The sequence below is a fragment of the Taibaiella soli genome (assembly GCF_003236175.1).
Taxonomy (GTDB): domain Bacteria; phylum Bacteroidota; class Bacteroidia; order Chitinophagales; family Chitinophagaceae; genus QKTW01.
The window spans coordinates 1-24,065 of sequence record NZ_QKTW01000021.1; the positions used below are offsets into that span (position 1 = coordinate 1).

Annotated in this window: 21 protein-coding genes; 9 read left to right on the forward strand and 12 right to left on the reverse strand. The window is 43.5% G+C overall.

What is annotated here, in order from left to right; all coding sequences use genetic code 11:
- The 3 genes from DN068_RS15620 to DN068_RS15630 all read left to right on the forward strand — a co-directional run.
- A partial coding sequence (locus DN068_RS15620; RefSeq protein WP_165836420.1) for a transposase occupies positions 1 to 256 on the forward strand: 256 nt, incomplete at its 5' end.
- A gap of 320 nt (positions 257 to 576) precedes the next feature.
- On the forward strand, positions 577 to 1,344 hold the full coding sequence (locus DN068_RS15625) for a sensor histidine kinase (protein ID WP_110999877.1): 768 nt from the start codon (positions 577 to 579) through the stop codon (positions 1,342 to 1,344).
- A gap of 12 nt (positions 1,345 to 1,356) precedes the next feature.
- Positions 1,357 to 2,019, forward strand: coding sequence for a response regulator transcription factor (locus tag DN068_RS15630; RefSeq protein WP_110999878.1), 663 nt, complete (start codon positions 1,357 to 1,359; stop codon positions 2,017 to 2,019).
- Positions 2,020 to 2,209: 190 nt separating this feature from the next.
- Here DN068_RS15630 and DN068_RS15635 read toward each other — a convergent pair whose 3' ends face one another.
- The 7 genes from DN068_RS15635 to dusB all read right to left on the reverse strand — a co-directional run bounded on the left by DN068_RS15635 (position 2,210) and on the right by dusB (position 7,924).
- Complete coding sequence (locus DN068_RS15635; protein WP_110999879.1) at positions 2,210 to 2,716, reverse strand: TspO/MBR family protein; 507 nt, start codon at positions 2,714 to 2,716, stop codon at positions 2,210 to 2,212.
- Positions 2,717 to 2,892: 176 nt separating this feature from the next.
- Entirely contained in the window at positions 2,893 to 3,558 is a 666-nt protein-coding gene (locus tag DN068_RS15640; RefSeq protein WP_110999880.1) for a porin family protein, read from the reverse strand.
- 15 nt (positions 3,559 to 3,573) lie between these two features.
- Entirely contained in the window at positions 3,574 to 4,275 is a 702-nt protein-coding gene (locus DN068_RS15645) for a hypothetical protein (RefSeq protein ID WP_110999881.1), read from the reverse strand.
- Positions 4,276 to 4,338: 63 nt separating this feature from the next.
- Positions 4,339 to 5,022, reverse strand: a complete 684-nt coding sequence (locus DN068_RS15650; protein WP_123985372.1) for a hypothetical protein — start codon at positions 5,020 to 5,022, stop codon at positions 4,339 to 4,341.
- A 119-nt stretch (positions 5,023 to 5,141) separates the two neighbouring features.
- Positions 5,142 to 5,864, reverse strand: coding sequence for a hypothetical protein (locus DN068_RS15655; RefSeq protein WP_110999883.1), 723 nt, complete (start codon positions 5,862 to 5,864; stop codon positions 5,142 to 5,144).
- 233 nt (positions 5,865 to 6,097) lie between these two features.
- Positions 6,098 to 6,760, reverse strand: a complete 663-nt coding sequence (locus tag DN068_RS15660) for an outer membrane beta-barrel protein (protein WP_110999884.1) — start codon at positions 6,758 to 6,760, stop codon at positions 6,098 to 6,100.
- A gap of 177 nt (positions 6,761 to 6,937) precedes the next feature.
- Complete coding sequence (dusB, locus tag DN068_RS15665; RefSeq protein ID WP_110999885.1) at positions 6,938 to 7,924, reverse strand: tRNA dihydrouridine synthase DusB; 987 nt, start codon at positions 7,922 to 7,924, stop codon at positions 6,938 to 6,940.
- A gap of 382 nt (positions 7,925 to 8,306) precedes the next feature.
- Here dusB and DN068_RS15670 point away from each other — a divergent pair, with 382 nt between their 5' ends.
- Positions 8,307 to 10,265, forward strand: a complete 1,959-nt coding sequence (locus DN068_RS15670) for a KUP/HAK/KT family potassium transporter (protein ID WP_110999886.1) — start codon at positions 8,307 to 8,309, stop codon at positions 10,263 to 10,265.
- 455 nt (positions 10,266 to 10,720) lie between these two features.
- Here the strand turns inward: DN068_RS15670 and DN068_RS15675 are convergent, their stop codons facing one another.
- From DN068_RS15675 to DN068_RS15690, 4 genes are all read right to left on the reverse strand, one after another.
- Positions 10,721 to 12,130, reverse strand: a complete 1,410-nt coding sequence (locus tag DN068_RS15675) for an MBL fold metallo-hydrolase (RefSeq protein WP_110999887.1) — start codon at positions 12,128 to 12,130, stop codon at positions 10,721 to 10,723.
- Between the two features lie 108 nt (positions 12,131 to 12,238).
- On the reverse strand, positions 12,239 to 13,123 hold the full coding sequence (locus DN068_RS15680; RefSeq protein WP_110999888.1) for a cupin-like domain-containing protein: 885 nt from the start codon (positions 13,121 to 13,123) through the stop codon (positions 12,239 to 12,241).
- A 171-nt stretch (positions 13,124 to 13,294) separates the two neighbouring features.
- Positions 13,295 to 15,262 carry a peptidylprolyl isomerase gene (locus tag DN068_RS15685; RefSeq protein ID WP_110999889.1) on the reverse strand — a complete coding sequence of 656 codons (1,968 nt, stop codon included), beginning with the start codon at positions 15,260 to 15,262 and terminating at the stop codon, positions 13,295 to 13,297.
- Between the two features lie 32 nt (positions 15,263 to 15,294).
- Positions 15,295 to 16,731, reverse strand: a complete 1,437-nt coding sequence (locus tag DN068_RS15690; protein ID WP_123985373.1) for a TlpA family protein disulfide reductase — start codon at positions 16,729 to 16,731, stop codon at positions 15,295 to 15,297.
- A 147-nt stretch (positions 16,732 to 16,878) separates the two neighbouring features.
- Between DN068_RS15690 and rlmD the strand changes: the two genes are divergently transcribed.
- A complete protein-coding gene (gene rlmD / locus DN068_RS15695) occupies positions 16,879 to 18,291 on the forward strand; it encodes a 23S rRNA (uracil(1939)-C(5))-methyltransferase RlmD (protein ID WP_110999891.1) in 1,413 nt (470 codons plus the stop codon).
- 646 nt (positions 18,292 to 18,937) lie between these two features.
- Here rlmD and DN068_RS15705 read toward each other — a convergent pair.
- Positions 18,938 to 19,735, reverse strand: coding sequence for an RDD family protein (locus DN068_RS15705; protein WP_110999893.1), 798 nt, complete (start codon positions 19,733 to 19,735; stop codon positions 18,938 to 18,940).
- A 127-nt stretch (positions 19,736 to 19,862) separates the two neighbouring features.
- Here DN068_RS15705 and DN068_RS15710 point away from each other — a divergent pair, with 127 nt between their 5' ends.
- The 4 genes from DN068_RS15710 to DN068_RS15725 are packed head-to-tail and all read left to right on the forward strand — an operon-like array spanning position 19,863 to position 23,830.
- Positions 19,863 to 20,819 (forward strand): stage II sporulation protein M, encoded by a 957-nt coding sequence (locus DN068_RS15710; RefSeq protein ID WP_110999894.1) that lies wholly within the window; start codon positions 19,863 to 19,865, stop codon positions 20,817 to 20,819.
- Positions 20,785 to 21,543, forward strand: a complete 759-nt coding sequence (locus tag DN068_RS15715; RefSeq protein ID WP_123985374.1) for a DUF4129 domain-containing protein — start codon at positions 20,785 to 20,787, stop codon at positions 21,541 to 21,543. The genes DN068_RS15710 and DN068_RS15715 overlap by 35 nt, the downstream gene beginning before the upstream one ends.
- The gene (locus tag DN068_RS15720) at positions 21,540 to 22,847 is read left to right on the forward strand and encodes a DUF4350 domain-containing protein (RefSeq protein ID WP_110999896.1); all 1,308 of its coding nucleotides are present in this window, start codon (positions 21,540 to 21,542) and stop codon (positions 22,845 to 22,847) included. Before DN068_RS15715 ends, DN068_RS15720 begins: the two co-directional genes overlap by 4 nt.
- The gene (locus DN068_RS15725; RefSeq protein ID WP_110999897.1) at positions 22,847 to 23,830 is read left to right on the forward strand and encodes an AAA family ATPase; all 984 of its coding nucleotides are present in this window, start codon (positions 22,847 to 22,849) and stop codon (positions 23,828 to 23,830) included. Before DN068_RS15720 ends, DN068_RS15725 begins: the two co-directional genes overlap by 1 nt.
- Positions 23,831 to 24,065: the final 235 nt, after the last annotated feature.

Sequence of the window (24,065 nt, forward strand, 5' to 3'; positions counted from 1 at the left end):
CAGTGGCAGCAGTATAAGAGGTAGAAATAAGATTCATAAAATGGCCAACAAAGACCTAAAGAAATTATTGCACATGGGAGCGAGATCGGTTGCAACTAATAACGCTGAATTCCGTAACTATTACGAACGCAAAAAAGCCGAAGGCAAACACGATCTGACTATAATTAATGCAATCAGGAATAAAATGGTGCTAAGGGTCGTTGCTGTCATCAAGAATCAAAGAAAATATGTGAATAACTATCAAAAAGCAGCATAAAAAGTATTTCGTTAAGTCATAGCAATCATTGCGAGGACGACACAGGAGGACGTCGCAACCTGATTTCGCGCTGAGCAAATCCGCTTTAAGCATTCCAGCCGGAACATTCAAACTCAGATCACAAAAAATATAGTCCGCCGTGAAATCAGATCCCTACGTCGTCGCACCTCGGGACAACCATGGGATTCTTCGAGAAAAAATGACCAGCAACAGGAATCGCAGATTTAAGCGAAACTGTCCCGAATTTATGGGCGCTTCAATATTTTACGTATAGTTTTAAAGCAATTGCTTATTTTTTCGGCGTGAATCCCCGTAACTAAATGAACAATAACGATATTATCTACACCGTCGTCTTTGCAGCACTGGCAATTTTGCTACTGATTGCCGGCGTTATCATCACCATTTTTATTGCGCACCGGCAAAAAACGAAACAGGAAATTGAAATGGCTCAGATGCAACTGAGTTATGAAAAGGAGATCCGTACGGTAGAACAGGAGGTGCAGGAACAAGTACTGGCCAACTTTTCTTCGGAACTCCACGATAATATCGGGCAATTGCTCACGCTGCTGCGTTTGCAGATTGAACAGGAAAAACTGGATAATCCTAACGATACGAAATTTGCAGGTATGGACGATACGCTGGAAATGACGATCAACCAGGTGCGCATGATGAGTCGTTCGCTCAATAGTGATTTTATTATGCAGGCCGGTCTGGTGAAAGCGCTTGATATTGAGATCAACCGTCTCAAGCAAATCAACTCGATACAGATTCATTGGGACAGTGATCATTCGGAACCGCATTTATCCAAAGACCAGCGCCTGATGGCTTTCCGCATTTTCCAGGAAATGCTGAATAATACACTGAAACACGCTAAGGCGAAGAATATTTACATTACGATGAAGGGAGATAAACAGCAATTCATGCTCTCGGTAAAAGACGATGGAATTGGTTTTGATCTGAACAGCGTCATGAACAACGGCGCAAATGGCTTGAAAAATATCGTAAAACGTGCCGGTCTGGCGCAGCTCAACTGTGATATTCTCACACAAAAAGGTGGGGGTTGCCAGTATGTAATCAAGAATTTTTGATAATATTGCGACATGAGCAATCCCCTGAAACTATGTTTAATTGACGATCACGTAATTGTACGGAATGCGCTGAAAGGTCTGATTGAGAAATTGGGGAATTATAAGGTTTCACACCAATTCAATAATGGCAAAGAATTAACGGAAGCACTGCCATTTGCCGACGAACCTGATCTGCTGATTATGGATCTGAACATGCCTGAGATGGATGGCAAAACCACCATGCAATGGATGAAGACCAACAATGTAAAGTACCCGGTACTGATCCTTACTTTAGATACTACTGATAAAACAATTATTGAATTGTTTCGCCTCGGTGTGCGCGGTTATCTGCCCAAACACACGACTTCTGACCTGCTGAAAAAGGCGATTGACGATATTCTTACGTCTGGCTATCATCACAACGAACTGCTGACAAAAGCATTAATCACTGATCAGCAAAATGTAAATGATGATCAGAAGAAAGTGCTGGAAAAAATCACGGACCGCGAAATCCTTTTCCTGCAGCTGGTTTGCGATGAAGCGGAATACACGTATGATAAGATTGCAGAGAAGATGAATGTGCACCGCCGTACAGTAGATGGTTACCGTGAATCGTTGTTTGAAAAATTCAATCTGAAATCAAAAACCGGCCTGGTTCTTTTCGCGATTAAATATCAGATTCACACGATTTCCTAAGCGGTGATTTTTCAACTGAGCTATCGGTGTCATAGTGAGGCAAACTATATATCATTTCTAACGGTCCGACGGCTCCAAAGTCATCGGACCGTTTTCTTTTAGCAACAAAGGGAGATTCGAGCCACACACCATGCTTCGACTGCACTTGGCACAACAACGCTGTCGCAAATCAGACATCGGAAATCAGCCATCAGCGATTCAATAACGGGTCCGGATTTTTTACTGCCGTATACCAGGCGACGCTGCTGGCAAACCAGGTCCAGACGAGCAGTGGCGCGTAATTAGCTGCTAATTTTTTGTCTTTACGAATGGCAATAACGAAACTAGCCAAGGCTAAAAGCGCATCAGTCTGCGTCCAGACAGCGCCCAATACCGGACTGCGTTTTTTAAAGAACACATAACCGAAACTGAAAAAACAAACCCAGATAGCGGCCTGCATACCGAGCAGTTTTTTACGATCTTCTACATCGGCTTCTTTGTCCATCAACCTAAATAAGGCGCGGATCAGAAATAGATTATTAAACGTCCACGCAGGCCCGAAAAGCCAGCCCGGCGGTGCCCAAACGGGCGTCTTCAATTTTTTGTTGTAATATTTTTCTGTCTTTGTCCGCTTGCCGGAACTAAGCATTCCCAAAACGGAAACGGCTGCTGTAAGTAAGGAAATCTTCAGCCAAAGGAATTTTTCTTCTCGTCTCATGATATCAGATTTTCGGAATCGCCGTTATCAATCATCAACCAAAAGCAGGCGAAAACCAATCAGCGACATCTAGAGAACGTCAATATCATGCCAATGGAGGCTGTAACTTCGGGATTTGTATGTCCAACAAGTTGTAACTTGAAAAGTTTATCTATTTGACCTTTGACCTTTGACTATCAGCGATAAAAACGAACACCGGCTGTCCCCCAGAAAGACGAAAGACTACCAGCGAGAAAACGAATCTGCTCCGGGGCATTTACGATATTGTCATCGAGCATAGAAGAATACATCAATGAACCATAAACCGATACGCGTTTATTCAGCCTGCCCATCATGCCTAGTTCAAAGAATCCACGCAATTGCAGCCGCTTAAAATCAGAAGCATTGCTTCCCTGCGCTACATCTGTGGCATTGTATACATTTTGGCGATCAAATTGCGCAGCCACACAGTAATCAACAGCTATGCCAGCAGCTGCGAAAGGCGACAGCCATTTCTTTTTACCAAGCGAACAAATGGGATATTGCAGCCCGAAAGGCAGAGAAATATATTCTTGTTTCTGATGATTGAGTTGAAGGCCGTTTTTGCGATAGCACATATAATAGTCATAATACACCACCCGCAGCCCTGTTATTAGTTCAATCTTCTTATTAGTAATGTACCCGCCAGAAAAACCGCCATTGATGGCAAAACCCTTCCGGAGGTTGTTAATTTTACCGGTATTGTAGTTACCCGTAACGCCGTATGCACCCGAAACGCCCATATACCAGCGCCCCGACTGTGCAAAATCTGAGCAGGAAATAAGTAAACAAAAAATCAATAGAAGGATTCTAGGATAACTCATGAAACATCTGACGTTTTAATAACGGACGTCATGAAAATAATTCGACTTGGGTCGTCTTCTCTGATCACGTCCGATGCGAAGATCCGACAGATGATATTCATATCCAAGTTGCATGGCCATTGTAGTATGCGAATTACCCGATGGTGCGCTCATAACATGGTAAGTATCGCCCAGCATTGTAGATAATTGCCATCCGATAACAATTGCAGCATTTGCGCCGGCATTGATATGGAAACCCCAGCCCAAAGAAGGTTTTACATTAACAGCCGTACAATCTCCGCGGTTATCTTTGGTTGGATAGGCATAAGGAGACTGGGAATTACTGCTGAAATGAGCAGCAACAAGCACACAAACGGAAATCGCCGGTTCTATATAAAATTTAGCGCCACGTGCAGGGCCAGCCAACACTTTCATTCCAATTGGCAGTTCAAGAAAATCCAAAGACTGCGTGCCATCTTCACCATGATAACCCGCGCCATATTTAAAATGTGTGTATTGAATACCTGTAAACCCACCCACAATCCCGTTGGGACCGTAGTACCCTACTTTACATCCTGAAGTTGTAGAGAACTCCCCACCAGGGAAATATGCTTGCGGATTATACATTAATCCGGGATTTACATTAACGCCGAAATAAAGGCCATCGCTAAGCGACTGAGCAAAATTTAAGACAGGCAGCAATAAAAGAATCAGGGTTTGCAGCAGGTTACGATTCATAAGGAAGATTTATTACAATACGCAGGATCGTCATCAAACCCCTACGCAAAAAACATCTGATGTTTAATGTGGTCCGCGATAATGATTGGGTGGTGCGTCCTTTCCTCTTCGAATATCTTTCAGGTGGTATTCAAAAGCTAACTGCAATGCGCCTGTAAGATGCGAATTTTGTTCAGGCACATATTCACTCGGTTTGTAGGTATTGGTGACGGTTGCAGACACTTGCACACCAATATTGATCGCACAATGCGCACCCGCACTAAAATGGAAGCCTGCACCCAGTGATGGTTTCACAACAACAGGAGCACATTCGCTTTTATTATTTCCACTTGGGTAAAAGTCAGGCCGGTTAGAATAATTATCAAAACTTGCAGCGGTCACAAAACATAATGATACTGCCGGTTCAATATAGAATTTGGTTCGACGATATGGACCGGCTAAAATTTCCGCGCCAAAGGGAATTTCAAGATAACTTAACTTTTGAATGGCTCCATGCTCGGAGCCCATGTAATAATTGTAGCGTGTAGATTGAATTCCGGAAAAAAAGCCAATAATATGCGTTGGCGTAAAGTAACCTGCCTTCACGCCAGCGGTAAACGTTTTGGACCCAAATGGAGCCTCCGATGGGTTGAACATCCGGCCAGGATTTACATTAGCGCTAAAATAAAGTCCGCTACTAAAGGTCTGCGCGAAACTTAGGACAGATAGCAATAAAAGAACCAGGGTTTGTAGCAGGTTGCGAATCATAAGGGAGGTTTATTACAATACGCAGCATCGTCGTCAAACCCCTACATTTCAAACAAAACAAGAAAAACAATTTTACAAATTACCAGAAAACAACCCATCAGCAACGAAACATCTGATGTTTACCAATTAACATCATAATAGTCACTTGAACCCGAACCAGAACGCGATCTGTATTTTGATTTTGGAATAACGGTTTCATAAAGGCTGCCTAAATGATATTCGAAACCCAACTGCATCGTTACCGCCGACAAATGCGTGCTAGCCGGGCGAGGCAATGATTCTTTGTAAAGGCTACTGATATTAGTCGCCATCTGCCAGCCGAGATTAATTGCTAAATGTTCACTTGCTTTAAAATGAAAACCCCAGCCAAGAGACGGCCTCAATATCACCTGTTTGCAGTCCGCTTTGTTGTCTCCGGGCGCATACTTAAAAGCACCATCCTTATAGGCACCTTGAAATTCCGCATTCCCCAGAAAGCAAATAGATAATGCCGGTTCAAAATACATCTTGACTTTAGAAGCCCCACCACCGACGATTCTAAGACCTACAGGCACCTCCAGAAAATCTGCGATCTGCGTGCCGCCATATTCCCGATCGACACTATACTTGTAATGCGCATACTGAAGACCTGTAAATACCGAAACATTCGCACCCGGAATTGTATATCCCGCTTTAATTCCAGAAGTAGTGGTTAGTGCTGCATAAGGGAAATAACTACCCGGATCATACACCAGACCAGCGTTAAAATTTACGCCAAAGTAAAGGCCATCAGTGAAGGGTTTAGCAAAACCGGAAATAGAAACAATTAAAAGGAGAAGGGTCCGTAATAGGTGGCGGATCATAAATGATTGTTTATCTGAATACGCAAAATCAACAGCAAACCCCTACGCTGCTTTCGAAAAATATCGGAGAAGTAATATCAAACGGCAATCAGAAAAACAGAACAAAACATCTGACGTTTACTCACTGAATCCTTTATACTTTGATTACAGGAACACCGAAAAATCATTGTACGACGACCCGACAAAGCCCAAGGCTGGAAATAATAAAAACAATGGGGGCTTTAACACGAAACTTATCTGTTCGGCGAATGATTGAAATAAAACAACATGCCAATTTTCAGCGCAGCGACTGTCATCGTGCATTTATTTGTTCCTACCGGAACGGAATTTGTTTTGTGTACATCATTGAGCGCCGACGAAAGGTGCCAGCCGACTGAAAAGAAAGCATTATCACTAAGCCGGTGCAACCAACCTATATCGAGAAATGGCTTGGGGACGGTCAATACAAAATCCTGCGTGTTTGTTCCCGAAACATAGTAGCCATTGGGACCTTCGGCACTGGCAGAAAACTTGGCATAAGTACGGATTGAGAAAATAATGCCGGCATTGAAGAAAAGTGAACTCGGCTTGCTGAGCTTTAAAACATAACGAAAAGCAATTGGCAGCTCGAGATAGTAAAGCGTTTGCGTTCCGGGCAGATAACTTACTTTTTCATTGAGCCGATAAGCGTAGCCATGATATTGTAAACCGGTGTAGATTCCGTAACTGCTGTCGTTCATATACACCGCGTCCAGGCCTACATTCATCGTACCGCCAATGCGAGGACCATCGTATGCATTTTGATTGTCCATAATTCCGGGTGTAAGTTCAGCACCAAGGCAAAAACCCTTTTGCTGCGCTTTTACACAAAAATGCAGCAAACAAAAAGAAAAGAACAGGAGTAAAAAACGGGCCATAGAAATTGGTAAAATTGAAAAACGGAAATAGGGTAATTTTAGTATGTATGAGTTATAAGTTGTACGTTATAAGTTGTATTTTGGAAAGTTTATCTGTTTTGACCTTTGACGTTTGCCATTCGACTCCGCTCAGGCTGACAAAAGGAATTTTTGACTTTTGACTTTTGACCATTGACCCTAAGCCTCAACAATATAATTTTCCAGAATCTGATCGAGAACGGACTCCAACTCAGACAACTGATCGGTTGAAACAAGTTTGGTGCGATAATCTTTAATATGTGACAAACCTTTGAGATAATTAGAATAATGCCTTCTCATTTCCAGGATACCCAATTTTTCGCCTTTCCATTTTATAGAACCGTGCAAATGTTTGCGACAAGCATCGATTCGCTCTTCAATAGTTGGCGGCGGTAAAATTTCACCTGTAGCGAAATAATGTTTGATCTCACGGAAAATCCAGGGATACCCGATCGCCGCACGACCAATCATAATACCATCCACTCCGTAACGGTTGCGGTATTCCAAAGCTTTTTCGGGGCTATCGATATCTCCATTGCCAAAAATAGGAATCTGGATACGCGGATTATTGCGCACCTTAGAAATCAAAGTCCAGTCAGCATCACCTTTATACATTTGTGAGCGCGTACGTCCGTGAATGGTGAGCGCTTTAATGCCTACATCCTGCAAACGTTCCGCTACTTCTTCAATATTTTTAGAATCGTCATCCCAGCCAAGACGCGTTTTGACCGTCACGGGCAGTTTTGTATTGTCTACAACCGCTTTCGTAAGGCGAACCATCAGGTCGATATCCTTCAATACACCGGCACCAGCACCTTTACAAACCACTTTTTTCACCGGACAACCAAAGTTGATATCCAGCAGATCCGGGTTAGTTGCGTCCACAATCCGGGCAGAAAGTGCCATTGCTTCTTCATCACCACCAAAGATCTGGATACCCACAGGCCGTTCATATTCAAATATATCCAGCTTCTGACGGCTTTTGATCGCATCACGGATCAGTCCCTCAGAAGAGATAAATTCTGTATACATAAGATCTGCACCATGTTCTTTACACACTGCACGGAAAGGTGGATCGCTCACGTCTTCCATTGGAGCCAGCAGTAAAGGAAATTTTCCCAGTTCTATATTCCCGATTTTCACCATCGCGCGGCAAAGTTACGCTTCTTGGTCAATATGTTAATAGGTTAAAAAGTTAATGCGTCGACAGAAGTTATAAGTCGTAAGTTTTAAGTTATAGTAGTCATAGCAGTGAGAATCAATTTGACCGGTAACGCGAAAACTTAAAACTTTTCACTTATAACTTAAAAATGATAAATCTGCATTAACTTTGCGGCGCTAAAAGCAAGACAAACCTTGTCTGCAATTTTTTGAAAGGAGTTTTTTTATGGTGAAAGCACACATTTTCACACACAACCATCTGCTAGATTTTCCCCCACCCGCTATCATTATTTCTTCCTGATATTTTTAGGATAAGTAAGTTATTAAAATACCTTTGTATCGTTTTTCAAAAAAATAGTCCTCTTTCGTGGGAAAAAATCTGAATAAAGCATCCCTTGCGGGAATCATTATTGCTTTAGGAATTATTTACGGAGATATTGGTACATCTCCTCTTTACACAATGAATGCCATTTGCAGCGGAAAACAAATTACCGAACTGCTTGTAATTGGCGGCCTCTCCTGTGTCATCTGGACCCTGACTTTACAAACTACTATTAAATATGTATTGCTGACGCTAAAAGCGGACAACAAAGGAGAAGGAGGTATCTTCTCTTTATATGCGCTGGTGCGGCGGCACGGTAAATGGACCGTCTTTCCTGCCATGATTGGTGGCGCTGCGCTACTGGCCGATGGAATGATTACGCCTCCCATTACGGTAACCTCGGCCATTGAAGGGCTGAAAGGCATCCCGCAAGTAGGAGATGTAGGGACCTGGACCATTGTTTATATTGTTATTGCCATCCTTACAGGCTTATTTTTCTTCCAGCAGTTTGGTACCGCTTCGATCGGTAAGATCTTCGGGCCAATCATGTTGCTTTGGTTTCTGATGTTGGGAGTACTCGGCATTAATCATATCAGTGACGACTGGAGCATTTTCAAAGCGCTGAATCCATATTTCGCTATTAAATTATTGACCGTTTATCCAAAAGGTTTCTTCCTGCTCGGTGCAGTATTCCTTTGTACAACGGGTGCCGAAGCGCTGTATTCTGACCTCGGTCACTGCGGACGCGGCAATATCCGGGTATCCTGGATCTTTGTAAAAGCTTGTCTGATCCTGAACTATCTGGGCCAGGGTGCCTACTTGCTGACATTAAAAGGTCAGGTCTGGAATTCGGCAACCAAGAATCCGTTCTACGAATTAATGCCAAACTGGTTTGTACTTCCGGGTATCATCATTGCCACCATTGCCGCGATTATCGCGAGCCAGGCATTGATCTCCGGTGCGTTTACACTCATCAGTGAAGCGATCAAACTGAACCTCTGGCCAAAAATGAAAATCAACTATCCAACGGTAGAACGTGGTCAGTCTTTCATTCCGGGCATCAATCTCTTATTATTTATCGGCTGTAGCAGTATCGTTTTAATCCTGCAGCGTTCCTCTCAAATGGAAGCAGCTTACGGCCTGTCGATCACCGCTTGTATGATCATGACGTCGTGCCTGTTCGCATACTTCATGTTTACCAGACGTGTACCGCTGGTTTGGATCGCTGTCTATTTACTGGTTTATCTGACTATTGAATTCTCCTTCCTGTATGCCAACCTCGAAGAAAAATTCGAGCACGGTGGCTTCATTACAGTAATTGTAGGTGGTGGTTTGTTTATGGTGATGCTGACCTGGTTTAAGGCCCGCAAAATCAAAAACCGCTATGTGGAATTTGTACGGGTGGAAGATTATGTGCAGATTATTCAGGAACTGAGCAATGACCGCAGCATTCCGAAATATGCGACGCACCTGGTTTATCTGACCAGCGCCAATAATCCGAAGGAAATCGAACACAAGATCATTTATTCGATCCTGTATCGTAAACCAAAACGCGCCGATATCTATTGGTTCGTACACGTTGACGTATTGGATGATCCGTATACGATGGAATATGCAGTGCATACGATTATTCCGAACGAGATTATCCGCATTGAATTCCGTCTTGGTTTCCGTGTGGAACACCGTATACAGTCTATGTTCCGTAAGGTCGTGGAGGAAATGGTGCAGAATAAAGAAGTGAACGTAGTGAGCCGTTACGAATCGCTGAGCAAAAACAATGTAATGGGTGATTTCCGTTTCATCGTTATGGAGAAATTCCTTTCCCGCGACAACGCGCTGCCTTTGTGGGAACGCCTGATGATGCGCGGTTATTTTATCCTGAAACGGTTCAGTCTGTCTGAAGAACGCGGCTTCGGTCTCGACCCTTCAGACGTAACACTCGAAAAATATCCGATTATTGTTTCTACGGTTTCAGATTATCATTTGAAACGGATAGAAGAATAAATTAAATTCAAACAAGAAGAGACGCACTATTATGGTGCGTCTCTTCTTGCATTTGGAGACACCTGTTGCATGGAGACATTACAAGGAGTAACCCCGGTAATAAGAGTACCACATAACGCGGGATCCTTCCTTCGTGCCAATGACACATCGCGATTATTAAACGCGAAATCAGATCCCGACGTCGTTTCTCCTCGGGAAGGTCCGTATGCTGTGCTACACAGCGCGAGTGATAACCTCACGGGTCATCACGATGAGTTGGTAAACAGCAAAGCTGTGGAAACGAAGTGGTGATCTGATTTCGCGTCGGGAAAACTATTTTACAAAATTGATCTCGATATTCAGCAACCTGTCATTCCCTTTTGATTATGGGCACCATATAATTAGTCAGGACAAATGCGAGTGAAAATTGTATAACCACAGGCTCGCACAGAGATTCCCCTTCAGGGGTAAGGGGTTTACAGTTCCCCTAGCCCAATCGTCTGGTGTTGATAAGGAATTTCCACATCAGTAAAACCTTTACGGATCAGGCGATCGCGGAAATTGTTCTGTACATCATATTCGCCATGCACCAGGAATAGTTTACGCACTTGCTTTGCGTCCTGGCAAGCGAGCCATTGCGACATATCTTCGTAGTCACCGTGCGCACTCAGACTATTGATGATTTTTACCTCGGCCTTTACAGCATAATGCACCCCGAAGATGGTTACGCTCTCAGCGCCTGCACGCAAGCGTCCGCCCAATGATTCAGGCTCGCAGTAACCAACAATCAAAATCGTATTATTGGCACTATTGATGTTGTGCGCAATGTGATGCTTCACCCTACCGGCTTCTGCCATACCAGATGCAGAAATAATCACACATGGTTCGCGCATATCATTTAAACGAATGGAATCTTCCACATCCCGTAAATATTCCAATCCACGAAATGCAAACACGTCTTCATCTTTCTTCAGTACCTGCAGCACATTATTGTTAAAGCATTCCGGATGATGTTTAATAATCTGCGTGGCATCGATAGACAGCGGGCTATCCACAAAATAAGGCACTGCAGGTAAACGACGCTCAAGCTCCAGACGGTTCAGCAGATACAGAATTTCCTGTGTGCGGCCCACGCTGAATGCAGGAATGATCAGCTTACCACGCTTTTCGATGCAGGTACGTTCTATATGGCTCAGCAAAAGATCAGCTGCCGGAACGACCATATCGTGTAAACGATCACCGTAGGTTGATTCCATAATAATGTAATCTGCCTGCGGAAAAACATCGGGGGAACGTAACAGAATATCGCCATAACGGCCAATATCTCCGCTAAACGTCAGACGAATTTCTTTATCATGCTCACGCAGCTTCAGATTGACCGCAGCGCTACCGAGCAAATGGCCGCAATCAGTATACATTAATTCAATATCGTCATCGATGCGGAAAGGTTTGTTGTAGTTAACGGTTTCAAACAACGGAAATACTTCTTTAGCGTCATCTTCCGTATACAGCGGTTTTATAAAATCACGTCCGCTTTTTTCGCGCTGGCGATTGATGTATTGCGCATCCCCTTCCTGAATGCGGGCTGAATCGAGCAGCAGAATTTTCGCAAGATCAGCAGTGGGCGGTGTGCAATAAATTTTTCCCTTATAGCCTTCTTTTACCAGTTTCGGCAAAAGACCAATATGATCAATATGCGCATGGGAAATAATTACGTAATCTATTTCTTCGGGATCAAAACCAAACTCACTGTTCAGTCGCAAAGTATCCTTACCCATTCCCTGGAACATGCCACAGTCGAGCAGAATTCTTTTGTCTGGATTAATGTGTACGATATGCTTGGAACCCGTAACGGTACGGGCAGCGCCATGAAACGTTATCTTCATTCGAAAGGAGTGTAAATGACCAATAATAGCGAGGCCGAAACATCCAAAAAGCAATCAGCCTTCAGCTAACTAAAGATAACGGAAAGGAGTCGTAAATAAAATTAAAAATCAGGCCAATGCACCGATCTTTTCCATGGCTTTGTGTGCATTTGTATTTGCCGCGCGACGTTTGTAGTGATACCACCATTCCGGAAAAAAACGGATCAGCATATTGTTGAAGCCACGCATACCGAGCAAGTGATACAGACCGTTCAATTTAGGTACCACACCGGCCGGGAGTGCGCGTAGACTTAATGCGAACCCACTGTCAAGATACTGCATATGGTGCCAATAGCCGCTTGGCATGAACATAGTTTCACCGTGTTCTAAAACTGAGGTATAAGCGTGTGCATACCGCAACGCTGGAAAACGCTGCATATCGAGGCTTTCGTGCCAGTCTACAAAGCTGGCTGCGCTTTCTACCGTCGATGGCATTTTATAAATAAACTTAGATTGATTGTTGTGCAGCAGCAACACCCTTTTGCGACCGATAAACTGTGTATGAAAAATATGAGAGAGGTCGATATCGTAGTGCATATGCGCAATGGAACCGGCGCCGCCTACAAACAGCATAGGATATTTTTTTAGAAAACTTTTCGTCAGTTGCTCGGGGAAAATAACATCCTTAATAATTTCCGGGGCATATTTAAAAACATTGAAAAGAAAGATTCTTAATTCTACCGGCCCCTTGCGGATGAGATCAAGGTAGTCGCCAAATTTCATCACGCCGTCGTTGCCATTTACTGGCACATGAGCTCCGGCTCTGATATTGTTGTAGACACCCACATCTACATTTCCGACTATTTCTTTAAAGTAGTCCCAGTTCCATTTATTAAATGCAGGCCAGGTGTGCGATAGGTTGGTGATAATAACGGGGATCTGTGGGTCCAGATAGTTCTTCTTAAAGTCTTCAGGCGAAATCTGTTTTACTCGATCGATGGAAGTAAGTACCATAACGATTAGCTTTTGACCAATTAAATATAAGTAAAAAACTACACATATTTGACGCCTGATTTTCCTGTCGTACCATTAAGGTTCCTCGCAAAGATGCATCCTCCACAGTCCTTAAAACAAAAAGCCTTCCCGACGGGTGTCGGGAAGGCTTTCCATATCATTCAGGTGAAATTATTTCACCATTGTTTTGAAAACTGGTTCGTCCACTTTTACCGGATACTTAGTACGCAGTTGTGCGTTCCACTGTTTTTCGAGGTAATCCTGGTATTCTGCCACTACATAACCACGGGCGTCATCGAGTGACTTAGTAGTTTTTGTAGTGAATACATCATCGGCTTTCACTACCGTGTAGCTGCCATCAGCGTTTTTCACCGGAGCAGAGAGTTTACCTTTTACCACAGACGCTTCAGGTACATCTTTAAAACGAGAGAATTCAAAATGACCACGTTGTACAGAAACCGCATCAGGTTTAGCTTCCGTATTCAGTTGTTTCATTACATCTTCTTCTTTCACACCTTTTTTAGCCAGTGCTTTCAGACCTGCATTCATAGACGCTTCGTCTTTGAAATGATATACAGCACCTGTGAAGCCAGGATCCCATTGGTATTTAGTCTTATTAGTTTCGTAGAAATTTTTCAGACCTACTGTATCTCTTGAAGCTTTACCCCACACATTGCGGTCCATCAGTTCAAACAACAGGATACCGTTTGTGTATTCATCCATCAGGTTTTTGAAATCAGGATTTTCATCTACCAAGTGATGTTCTTCGAAATCATTTACCACACGGCTTACATACATGTTGTAAATATCATGCATTACCGCAGCTTTAGGACCGCGAAGCTGGCCACGGGTAAGTGTTTCAGCAAATTTCACGAAATCGATCTGAGAATAGTTTTTACCACCGAGTGTAAAAACAGGCTGTGTCATGTTGTTGAAATCAGTTGATTTGAACATACCTACTGCTTTACCTGTATCCGGCAGTGATTCCATTTTCTTTACCACTGCATCATAATTTGCAGGATATTCTTTGAAACCGTTTTTCTCTTTTACTTTCTGGAAGAAGATATCATGTGCTGATTGTGCACGGGAATCGTTTTCCACTTTACGTTTCAGCGTAGACGCAACGCTGTCGTATGGTTTGATTGGAATTTTCTGGATTAGTTTCAACAGGTGCAGACCATATTCCGTCTGTACTGGCTGAGAAAGATCTCCCGGATTTTTCAATGCAAATGCCGCATTTTCGAATGCAACCGGATAACGGCCGATACCGAATGGCGCCATTACACCACCTTCAGCATTACTGAATTTATCGTCTGAATATTTTTTAACCGCATCTTCGAAAGACATACCGCCTTTCAATGAAGTCTGCACTGAATCCATACGCTTGTGTGCTGCCGCAACACCAGCTTCGCCTTTTGCTTTCGCAATATCGATACGGATTTGTGCTACCTGCACTTCACCACGCGCCGGACGACGATCCAGCACTTTAATGATATGATAACCGAACTGTGTACGGAATGGAGTAGAAACCTTTCCTACCGGCGTACCGTAGGCCGCATTTTCAAACGGATAAATCGTCTGCAGCGCAGTGATATACCCTACATCGCCACCATTGTCTTTCGTGCCGCGATCTTCAGAGAATTGTTTCGCTAATGCAGCAAAATCCCCTTTCTTTTTCGCGATCAGATTGTAAAGGCTATCGATCTTGCGGTAAGCAATTAATGTATCTGCCGGAGCCATTGAAGGCGGTGCCATAATCAGAATGTGCGCAACATGAATTTCTTCTTTAGAACGGTCATATGCTTCACGAACGAGTTTGTTGGTCACTTCTTCGTCCGTCAGATAATTTTTCGCCAGCTGCTTGCGGTAATTATCCAGCTCACGCTGAATGTTCGGCAAAGTGTCCAGTTGTTGCAGCTCTGCCTCTTTCACCTTCATACGGAAGAGTGAATACAGATCCAGATATTCCCTTAATGCAGGCTCTGAATAATCTGTTTTTTTGTTGAGGCTGTTCTTTTCATAGACTCTTAAAAATTCCTGCTTGCTTACTGGATTACTGCCGTACGTAAACAACGTCTGAGCGAAACCAGAGCTGATCAGAAGGCCCGAAGCGAAACAAGTTAAAACCAGCTTACGCATGATTAATGTGTGTTTTTATTTTAGGATTTAGATTATTTCGAATTGTTTTTCTTTTCTTTTTGTTCCAGCATATCTACTACACTGAGGATGTTCGTATGATCCAGTCTTTTACCGCGAATGATTTTTTTCTCGTCGAGCAAATATATAACCGGTGTGCTGTAAACATCATATTTCGAACGAAAATCGGATTTTCTATCCCAATCTGCAACGTTCGTCCAGTCAGACATGTTATTCTTAACAATAAAATCTTTCCACTTGGTTTCGTCTTCTGTAGCCACGGCATATATCTTCATGCCTTTTGCTTTCAGCGATGCGCGATAAACAGAATCAAGCTTTGGAATTTCCTGCTGGCAATGACCGCAATCAGGAGAATAAAAAAGAAGCAGCGTATATTTAGCTTTCAGGTCTGAAAGACTTTGCGGCTTACCGTTGACGTCGTTCAATTTCAGTTCCGGTGCTACGTTGCCGATAATGTTCGGAGCAATGTTGCGTACACGGTCAAAATATTTCTGAAGTGCGTCATTGTCGAGCCAATATGCATCGCCGCGCATGTAGTAGGTTTCCACCAGATAAACAAACACCTGATCCATACCCATGATTTTGCTGGTTTCCGCGTTACGTGTCAGCCACCAGAGCGTGTATTTAAACAACTCTTTTTGTCCGCGTGTTTTTTCCAGCAGCATATCACCTTCTTTAATCACCGAGTCTGGCATTGGTAACACGAGTTTATTCATGTACTCTTCCAGTTTAGCATCATAGATCGGTGTATGAATAAGGCGGTCGTCTTTAAAGTCAAAACCATCCCAATAGTGACCTTTATAATAATCGTATGCAAAGTTTGAATCCACTTTACCATCCGCGAGATAATGCGTTCCTTCAGGCACCACCGGCACTTCCAGCGCATTAAAAATAGAGCTTAGCAAAGTGTTCGGATATTTCTTTACATAATCGTGGCGGTAGGCGGTCAACGTTTTTGATTCCTCTGTCGCTTTTTTACGAACGGCAGCAGTATCAGCAGCAGTTTTTGCAGCTTTCAGTTCGCCTTGCAATGCTTGTTGTTTCTTGCCGAAATCCTGGAGAAATGCAACATAACTCTGGAAGCGGTCATTTTCCGGGGAATTCTTAAACACCAGGCCTTCCGGAAGTTTTGCAGCAGTAGCGGTAATAGTCATATCATCACCGTTATTCAGCAAAAACTCAAAATAAGTTTGCTTGTCGGAAAGGAGGATCATATAGATACCACCGAGCGTTTTTTCTTTGCTTTCAATCGTGGCTACACCGTTTTTATCAAAACGTGCCGAGTCTGCTTTATAAATCGTAGGCAGTGATTTTCCGTAGTAATGCGCCAGATAAGCAACCGTGTCTTTTTTATCGGTAAGCTTGACCTGAATACGATAACCATCGCGGGCAAGAGTTTGCTGAGCTATTACTGTAAGTAACAGAAGTGCAAGTAATTTAATACGCTTCATAAGAATTGGTGAAGATAATTTTTTTATGCACAAAGAGACAGCCGTTCCATTTTTTTTGTTGGCCGGGCCAAAAATAAATTTTACAAACTGTGTTACACAGCGCACGAAGTGTAAATTTGCATTTTATTAACTGTTTACAGAAACATTTTGGCAAGAAAAAAGAGACAACCAGTTTATAATATTAAGATTGATGCATATGCGGCGGAAGGCAAGAGCGTTGCGCATCTGGATGACGGGAAAGTTTTATTTGTAGAAAACGCAGTACCAGGAGATATTGTAGATGTAAAGGTAACTAAGGATAAAAAAAGCTGGGCAGAAGGTAAGGCGTCAAAGCTGATTACCCCTTCTCCGGACCGCGTCACCCCGTTTTGCCAGCATTTCGGCGTATGTGGCGGCTGCAAATGGCAGATGCTTCCGTACGAACTGCAACTGAAATACAAACACCAGCAGGTGGAAGATCAGCTGAAACGTATCGGCCAGGTAGAACTGCCAGCGATCGATTATATTTCCGGAAGCCCACTCCAGCAATACTATCGCAACAAATTGGAGTTTACTTTCTGTACACATCGTTACCGCACGTTTGAAGAACTTGCGGAAGCCGGCGATGCCAAACTGGAACCAGAACCAGCATTGGGATTTCACGCACCCGGTTTGTTTGATAAAGTAGTTCCGATTGAAACCTGCTATCTGCAAGCTGAGCCAACTAATCTTTTACTGAAAGTGCTGCGCGAATATTCAGAAAAGCACAACCTGCCTTATTATGATTATCGTTCACACACGGGCTGGCTCCGCAATGTGGTATTACGTGTGGCAACCACAGGTGAAATACTGGTCAATCTGGTGATTCACCATGAAGATAAGGCGGCACGAATAGCTTTACTGGACCACTTGCTTACAGAAATCCCAAACATCACTTCGCTCAACTATACCATCAATCCAAAAGTAAACGACAGCATTCACGATCTGGATGTAATCTGCTACGCAGGTCAGTCTTATATCAAGGAAACGCTGGAAGAATTTACCTACAAGATTTCTCCGAAATCGTTTTTTCAGACGAACTCTTACCAGGCAGAAACGTTATATAAAATCACACGCGACTTTGCCGGGTTGACCGGCAATGAAACGCTGTATGATCTGTATTGCGGCACCGGTAGTATCGGTATTTTCTGTTCAAAAGGTGCAAAGCGTGTTATTGGTATTGAAGTGATCGAGCAAGCGATTGAAGATGCAAAGGAAAATGCGCGCATGAATGGCCTGGAACATTGTCAGTTTTATGCTGGCGATGTTTCGGATATCTGTACTGATGAATTTTTCGAGAGCCACGGCCGTCCGGATGTGATCATTACCGATCCGCCACGCGCCGGCATGCACGAGAAACTAGTAAAACAACTGCTGAAAATCCGTGCACCACGTGTGGTATATGTAAGCTGTAATCCAGCCACACAAGCTCGCGATCTTCAGTTGCTCGACGAAGCTTACCGTATTGTAAAGCTGCAGCCAGTAGATATGTTCCCGCATACACACCATATCGAAAATGTAGCGCTGCTGGAACTGAAATAGTCAATGGTGAGTGGTCAATGGTGAATACCCACCACGTTTGTCATGGTAAGCAGAGTCGAACCATTAAGCGTTGGCAAAAAATAGTTGTAGAGACGTAGCCTGCTACGTCTCTTTTTATTTCCAAATCGATATGTGCTTTGCATCTTTTGCTTCTTACGCATCTTGGCGGGAAACGCAACTGCACTGGGACTCCCCTTTAAGGGATGGGGCTTAAAAGAGGAAAGCCCCGCGTTGCGGGGCTTTATATTGTCCAGGATTTTGAAGATTGGGGAGAGATCCTGGGGAGAAAGAGACGTTCTTTTGGAAAACAATCTCAATTTCTCCCCCACTTTACAGAAAAAATAGCGGCGCCTTTCACATGGCATCGGGCTCACACGATATACATATATATAAATTCGGTGTGCACCGCTATCTTTTAAACTGTTCTAAAACAAACAGCCGACCTTTTTTTGCTTCGTTTCAATCGGGCTACAACTTGTTTCAGTTGTGGGGTAAAATTGCTTTCAGTCACAAATGTATATATTTATAAAGAATAGGCAAATTTAATTTGTAAACGACATGTTATTGCCACAGTTACGAATTTAAATACTATCTACAAAACTGAATACCAATACAATTTGACGCAAGAAAATAACATATTCAATGTTTATTTCTGAGTCAAATAATTGTAGTCGTGCAACAACTGATGTAAAAACTCATTAGGCGGTAAATCAGACTGAATGCCCAGTACATCTTTGATCCGGTAAGACACTTCAATCATATACTGATCGGTTTCCCGGGCGCTTTTTAAAGCCAGCAAATTGCGGATACCATTAATATCACGATCGCTCAGTCGCATTACCTCGGGATACTTAGCTTCATAATTCGTTTCCTCAATTTCCAGATAAATCGTTTCATTGATCGATGTTTCCGCTTTGGCATCAATCACCACGGTTCCTCCTGCCAGATCGCCGAGACGTTGGGATTTGCCCGTTGCGGCAACAGAAATGACATCAGGCAGGTAAATGGTCAACAAACTGAACAGTGCAAAAATGTAGGCACCGCCAGAAATGATCACCAGAAAGATAATGTAAGGCACCGTCATCATGGCGTAATTGCTTAAACCAAGAATCCAGCGCACCAAATATTGGCTCAGCGTCGGCTCATTACCCTCTTTGTCCATTACCTTAATACCAACCAGCTTTTTCCCGACACTTTGCCCGTTAAAGAAAATTTCCATCAGCAAATGATATAGAAATGCGGGAATGGAAACCAGCAATATGGCTAGTGTTTGCCCCATCGTTTCAGGAACATCGAGCGGAATCAGGATAAACTCAAAAACGACAAAAGCGTATACGCTCACCACCAGCATATCGAGCAAAGTTGCCCAGACACGCTTCATAAAAGGTGCAATCTTAAACTCAAGGTCTATATTAAAAGGCGTCGTAACAACCAGCGTGCTCATACGTCTGAAAGATAATGCAGGCAGTGAAGTTAAAGGAACATTGGCGGAAAAAAGAAAAAAGCAAAGCTGTTTTAAAAACTGATTTAGGAATCATCCATACTCATTATCTTTATCAATCACATCAGCTATGCGCGAAGGACAATTCATAAAGCAGAATATAGAACGATGGAAAGGTTACCAGGAGCCCACCAATGACCCCGATGAAGTAGCCAAACGGTTTACGTATCTCGTAGAAGATCTTTCGTATGCCAAGACCTTTTACCCGTTCAGCAATACGGTCCGTTATATCAATGGCATGGCCTCTTCGATCTATCTGTCCATTTACCGGAATAAGAAAGAGAAAAAGCACCGTGTTATTACATTCTGGACAACGGAAATGCCGCTGATTATGTACAAACACCGGCGCACGCTGTTGTTCTCGCTGTTATTTTTCATCGTATTTGTAGCTATCGGTGCACTTTCTGCTGCCAATGACCAGAATTTTATCCGCTCCGTGATGGGTGATGAATATGTGGACATGACGGAACGAAATATTCTCAACGGAGATCCGTTCGGCGTGTATAAAATGCACGAACCGATCATGATGTTTGTATACATAGCGCTCAATAATATCAAAGTGGCTATGATATCGATCGCGTTTGGCATGCTGGCAACCGTGGGCACTTTATACTTTATGTTTACCAACGGACTAATGCTCGGTTCGTTTGAATACATGTTCTACCATCATGGGCTCGGGAAAGGCTTTATCCTTACTGTTTTCATTCATGGTACGCTTGAAATTTCTGCGCTCGTCATTGCAGGCGCCGCAGGCATGGCTATTGGCAACGCCATTCTGTTTCCGAAAACATATACCCGCATGCAGTCTTTTATGATGGCGGCAAAAGATGCGGTGAAAATCATGGTAAGTCTGGTACCTGTTTTTATAGTGGCGGCTTTCTTCGAAAGCTTTGTCACCAGACATACCGAAATGCCCATATGGATTAATCTGATCATTCTCACAACATCAGGTGCCTTCATACTTTGGTACTACGTTTTATATCCTATTATTTGTGGCAAGAAACAGAAAGATGTACCAAAAGTTTAGTTTCATTTTTATACTGCTGTTCTCTGTTTGCTGTGCTTCCTTCAGGGTCACCGCACAATCTGCATTGGATACTTCCAACGAACAGAAAATTGAATACAATAGTCATACTCCGAACGCAGGACAATGGCAAACGGTGACGGAAGACAAAGCTTTCGGCTACCGCAATGCTACAGAAGAAGGAATTAAACCGCAAAATGACGACGATAATAAACCAGGATTATTTGGCAAAGCGCTGAGTGCAATTATTGAATTCCTTGCATCTACTGTTGGTCAATACATGATTTGGGGACTCGTTGTGCTCATAGTGCTTTATGGTGTGTACAAACTTGTTATCAGCAACGGCAGTTTCCTATTTGGTAAAAATTCCAAAAAGCTTTCAGGAACAGAAGAAACGGTATCTGAAGAAGAAGAGCTAATGTCTGCCAACTGGGAACATCGTTTACAGCAGGCTATTGCGGCGGGCGACTTTCGTATGGCCGTCCGATACAGCTATATGTATCTGCTCAAAATAATGCAGGACCGGCAGCTGATCGACTATCGCCAGGATAAAACGAACTATGAATACGCACATGAGCTGGAAGACACGAAATACAAACAGCCTTTCCGGAAACTGACCCGCCAGTACGAATATGCATGGTATGGGCAATATCCGCTTTCGCAGGCGAGCTTTACAGAATACCTCAAAGAATTTCAGGACTTGAAAAAGCAGATTGGCGCTTCGTGAAAAATCTACTGACATATCTCATACTCCCAGTTTTGCTGTTGGCTTCCGGCTGCAATTTCAAAAAGAAAACCAGCTGGAACGTTACACTGCGCAAGGAAGATAAAATTCCGTACGGCAGTTATATTGCTTATAATTCGCTACCCTATTATTTCCCGTCAGCGCGCATTGAAGCCGTGTCTAACGCCTTCCGTTACGAGAACATCGACGGCAAAATGGTTTATCATGACGATAGCGCCGCCATGGTTGTACTCAACGGACTTAGCTTTTATGCCACAGACAACGAAGTAGACAATCTGATTCATTTTGCCCGCGAGGGAAATGAGCTCTTCCTGATTTGCAGTACGCTGGATTCGAAGCTGGCAGAACGATTAGGTTGTGAAAAAGACGATGGTGAAAGCGATGAAGAAATGCCGCTGAGTCCTTTTAATCCCGGCAAGAAAAATATAGCTGCGCTCAAAATGATGGGCGATACGAATAAAACTTATGGTATGAACGGCCGTTCATTACAAGGTTTTTTTGTATTACCGCAAGAAGACACCAGCCATTCGAACACTAGCGAAATCACGGGTGCCGATACTGCTGTTGACTATATTGAAAGAAATCCGGTGGTAGTGAACAGTGACGAATCTGACGATGCTACAAAACCAGACATTCTGAGTCGCGGACCCAAGGGACCTAATTTGATCCGTTACCGCATTGGCCGCGGGCACATCACGCTGTTAGGAACACCGCTGGCGTTAAGCAATTATTTTTTATTGCAGAAAGATAACCGCATTTATGCCGATCAGATCTGGCATTCATTCCCGGCGAATATCTCCACAATTTACTGGAACGATTATTTTAAACGTAGAATACAGCCAGCCAGTTTTTGGGCTTTGTTCGACCATCCTGCCACTTCGGCGGCATTGTACATTGCTTTAATTACCCTGCTGCTTTATGTACTTTTTGAAGGAAAGCGCAGACAGGCGATTATTCCCATTGTTCCGAAATTGCAAAACAGTTCGGTAAGCTTTGTAGAAACGGTGGGCCGTCTCTATTACAACAAAGGCAATCACCGCAATCTGGCAGAGAAAATGGTGCAGCATTATCTGGAATGGGTGCGCACACATTATTACCTCAATACAAACCAGGTCAACGAAATTTTTATCCAGCAACTGACCATCAAATCCGGATTACCTGAAATGGTAGTACGTGAAATGATACGACTGGTGCATGAAGTACGCATTGATAACGTGGCCATCGATGAGGCTTATCTTTATCATTTACACAACACGATTCAACAATTTTATAAAAATAACGACTGATGGAAACGACCGAAACATCTGTGCCGCAACATATAGAAACCAACCCGCTGGTAGCTTTGACTGAACGCATTCAGGACGAGATCCAGAAGATCATCGTAGGTCAGCACCAGATGGTAAACCTGCTGCTTGCCGGTCTCCTGGCCGACGGGCATATTCTGATTGAAGGTGTGCCGGGTGTTGCAAAAACACTCACAGCGAAATTACTTTCCAGGCTGATTGATGCACAATTTTCCCGTATTCAGTTTACGCCTGATCTGATGCCGAGCGACGTGCTGGGAACGAATGTGTTTAATCCGCAGACCGCCAGCTTCCAATTCAAGCCCGGTCCGATCTTTGGCAATATGATATTGATCGATGAGATCAACCGTGCTCCTGCCAAAACACAGGCAGCGTTGTTTGAAGTAATGGAAGAACGCCAGATTACAGTTGATGGCACTACCTACCCGATGCACCCGCCGTTTATGGTGATCGCTACACAAAACCCGATTGAGCATGAAGGCACGTATCGCCTGCCAGAGGCTCAGCTCGACCGCTTCATGATGAAGATCAATGTGGGCTATCCTTCGTTGGAAGATGAAATAAAAATCTTGCATAAGCAAAACGAAACAGCGATTATACAACAACTGCAGGATGTAAAACCGGTGATCACAAAAGATCAGCTGGCAGCAGCACGTCAGCAGATCCGCGAGATTCACGTAGAGCCCAAACTGATCGAATTCATTGCAAAGATTATTTATGAAACCCGCAGCGACCGCTCTTTATACGTTGGTGCTTCACCTCGCGCATCAGTTGCATTGTTGCAGGTGTCAAAAGCTTTGGGAGTATTGAATGGCCGCAGTTTCGTTATTCCTGAGGATATATTAACAGCCGTAGCTCCGGTGCTTCGTCACCGCATCAGCCTTACGCCAGAAAAAGAGATGGAAGGCGTAACGACAGATGATGTGCTGAAGGATCTGGTAGCGAAGCTGGAGATACCGAGATAAAGGCCTCCTTCTTCGTCGGAGTGACGAACACGAGTAAGGGGCTTCGACTCCGCTCAGCCTCACAAAGTGCAAACACTGTCAACTGTCAACTATAAAAATCAGACATCAGCGATCTGAACATGTTTAAAAAATATATCGGCGATTTATTTCTGACCACTCGTTGGTACCTGCTTATGGCAAGTTGTGCGCTATTGTTTATAGTAGCCTACTTTGCGGAAGTTATGCTGCCGGCCGC

Coding starts and splice junctions, on each gene's coding strand:
- DN068_RS15710 (WP_110999894.1), top strand. CDS start 19,863: ATGCGCGAAGGACAATTCATAAAGCAGAATATAGAACGATGGAAAGGT.
- DN068_RS15680 (WP_110999888.1), bottom strand. CDS start 13,123: ATGGTACTTACTTCCATCGATCGAGTAAAACAGATTTCGCCTGAAGAC.
- DN068_RS15650 (WP_123985372.1), bottom strand. CDS start 5,022: ATGATTCGCAACCTGCTACAAACCCTGGTTCTTTTATTGCTATCTGTC.
- dusB (WP_110999885.1), bottom strand. CDS start 7,924: ATGGTGAAAATCGGGAATATAGAACTGGGAAAATTTCCTTTACTGCTG.
- DN068_RS15645 (WP_110999881.1), bottom strand. CDS start 4,275: ATGAATCGTAACCTGCTGCAAACCCTGATTCTTTTATTGCTGCCTGTC.
- DN068_RS15705 (WP_110999893.1), bottom strand. CDS start 19,735: ATGAGCACGCTGGTTGTTACGACGCCTTTTAATATAGACCTTGAGTTT.
- DN068_RS15675 (WP_110999887.1), bottom strand. CDS start 12,130: ATGAAGATAACGTTTCATGGCGCTGCCCGTACCGTTACGGGTTCCAAG.
- DN068_RS15690 (WP_123985373.1), bottom strand. CDS start 16,731: ATGAAGCGTATTAAATTACTTGCACTTCTGTTACTTACAGTAATAGCT.
- DN068_RS15625 (WP_110999877.1), top strand. CDS start 577: ATGAACAATAACGATATTATCTACACCGTCGTCTTTGCAGCACTGGCA.
- DN068_RS15635 (WP_110999879.1), bottom strand. CDS start 2,716: ATGAGACGAGAAGAAAAATTCCTTTGGCTGAAGATTTCCTTACTTACA.
- DN068_RS15655 (WP_110999883.1), bottom strand. CDS start 5,864: ATGATCCGCCACCTATTACGGACCCTTCTCCTTTTAATTGTTTCTATT.
- DN068_RS15725 (WP_110999897.1), top strand. CDS start 22,847: ATGGAAACGACCGAAACATCTGTGCCGCAACATATAGAAACCAACCCG.
- DN068_RS15660 (WP_110999884.1), bottom strand. CDS start 6,760: ATGGCCCGTTTTTTACTCCTGTTCTTTTCTTTTTGTTTGCTGCATTTT.
- DN068_RS15630 (WP_110999878.1), top strand. CDS start 1,357: ATGAGCAATCCCCTGAAACTATGTTTAATTGACGATCACGTAATTGTA.
- DN068_RS15685 (WP_110999889.1), bottom strand. CDS start 15,262: ATGCGTAAGCTGGTTTTAACTTGTTTCGCTTCGGGCCTTCTGATCAGC.
- DN068_RS15640 (WP_110999880.1), bottom strand. CDS start 3,558: ATGAGTTATCCTAGAATCCTTCTATTGATTTTTTGTTTACTTATTTCC.